This is a genomic window from Streptomyces sp. NPDC101166 (genome assembly GCF_044768125.1).
GTDB lineage: Bacteria > Actinomycetota > Actinomycetes > Streptomycetales > Streptomycetaceae > Streptomyces.
In genome coordinates, this window is sequence record NZ_JBIWPF010000080.1 from 1 (window position 1) to 1,728 (window position 1,728).

The 1,728-nt window shown below is 64.4% G+C and carries 2 protein-coding genes; both read right to left on the minus strand.

The features are described from left to right. The coding region (locus ACIRS4_RS36470; RefSeq protein WP_404204295.1) for a cytochrome d ubiquinol oxidase subunit II at window positions 1-162 on the minus strand (162 nt) is incomplete at its 3' end. A 9-nt stretch (window positions 163-171) separates the two neighbouring features. Further along, a complete protein-coding gene (locus ACIRS4_RS36475; RefSeq protein ID WP_404204293.1) occupies window positions 172-1,644 on the minus strand; it encodes a cytochrome ubiquinol oxidase subunit I in 1,473 nt (490 codons plus the stop codon). Window positions 1,645-1,728: the final 84 nt, after the last annotated feature.

Sequence of the window (1,728 nt, forward strand, 5' to 3'; positions counted from 1 at the left end):
CCACACCGGTCCGATGGTGTTGAGCACGGTGCGCTTCTTCTGCTCGTCGCCGCGCCCGATGATCGGCATCAGCATGCCGACGCCGAAGTCGAAGCCCTCCAGCACGAAGTAGCCGGTGAACAGGACCGCGATCAGCAGAAACCAGAATTCAGGGAGACTCATCCTCGGCTCCTAGTAGGCGAAGGAAAGCTTCTCGACGGGCTCCCCGGTCATCTTCGGGGTGTCCGGGGTGGATGCCTGTTCGGGTCCGGCGATCACGTAGCGGCGCATCAGATAGAACCATCCGATGGCCAGCAGTCCGTAGAGCGCGGTGAACACGATCAGCGAGGTGAGGATCGTGCCCGCCGAGACCCCGGAGACGCCCTGCTGCACCGTCATCCGGATGTGCTGGTCGCCGGTCGGGTTGGGTGCGACGACCCAGGGCTGGCGGCCCATCTCGGTGAAGATCCAGCCGGAGATATTGCCCAGGAACGGGGTGGCGATCGCGATCAGCGACAGCCAGCTGAACCAGGTCTGGTCCGGGACCCGGCCGCGGCGGGTGACCCAGAATCCGGCCAGCGCCAACAGGATCGAGCCGGCCATCCAGGTGATCATGGCGCGGAAGGACCAGTAGGTGACGAACAGGTTGGGCCGGTAGTCGCCGACGCCGAACTTCTGGTTGTACTCGACCTGGAGGTCCTTGACGCCCTGCAGGGTGACGCCGGTGAATTCGCCGGTGGCCAGCCACGGCAGCACGTAGGGCACCTCGATGAGGTGATCCACGCTGTCGCAGTTGTTGTGGGTGCCGACGGTCAGCACGGAGAAGTCCGGATCGGTCTCGGTGTGGCAGAGCGATTCGGCGGACGCCATCTTCATGGGCTGCTGTTTGAACATCAGCTTGCCCTGGATGTCACCGGTGAAGATCAGCGCCACCGCGGCGATGAGCACGACGTACAAGCCCATGCGCGCGCTCGGCCGCCACATGGTGCGGGCGTCCTCGAGGAGCGCGTCGTTGCCTTCCGCCTTGGCTTTTCGGGCATTGCGCACCATCCACCAGCCGGCGATGCCCGCCACGAAGGTGCCCGCGGTGAGGAAGGCTCCGGCGATGACGTGCGGGAAGGCGGCGAGGGTGGTGTTGTTGGTGAGCACCGCCCAGATGCTGTGCAGTTCGGCGCGACCGGTCTCCGGGTTGTACTCCGCGCCGACCGGGTGCTGCATGAACGAGTTGGCGGCGATGATGAAGTAGGCGGAGGCGTTGGTGCCGATGGCGACCAGCCAGATGCAGGCCAGGTGCACCTTCTTCGGCAGCCGGGTCCAGCCGAAGATCCACAGGCCCAGGAAGGTCGATTCCATGAAGAAGGCGACCAGCGCCTCCATGGCCAGCGGGGCGCCGAACACGTCGCCGACGAAGCGGGAGTATTCGCTCCAACCCATGCCGAACTGGAATTCCTGCACGATGCCCGTGGCGACGCCGAGGGCGAAGTTGATCAGGAACAGTTTGCCGAAAAACTTTGTGAGCCTGAGCCAGTGCTCCTTACCGGTGATCACCCACGCGGTCTGCATGCCCGCGACGAGCGGTGCGAGGCCGATGGTGAGCGGCACCAGGATGAAGTGATAGACGGTGGTAATTCCGAACTGCCAGCGCGCCAGATCTACGACGCTCATCCGACCTCCCTGCCGATCTACGACATGACGTAGTAATAGAGACTACGCGTCGGGAGGCGCGGATCAACGTATGCCTCGCCACAG

Bases quoted from the DNA above. Each gene is read 5' to 3' on its own strand.
- ACIRS4_RS36475 (WP_404204293.1), bottom strand. From the start codon at position 1,644: ATGAGCGTCGTAGATCTGGCGCGCTGGCAGTTCGGAATTACCACCGTC.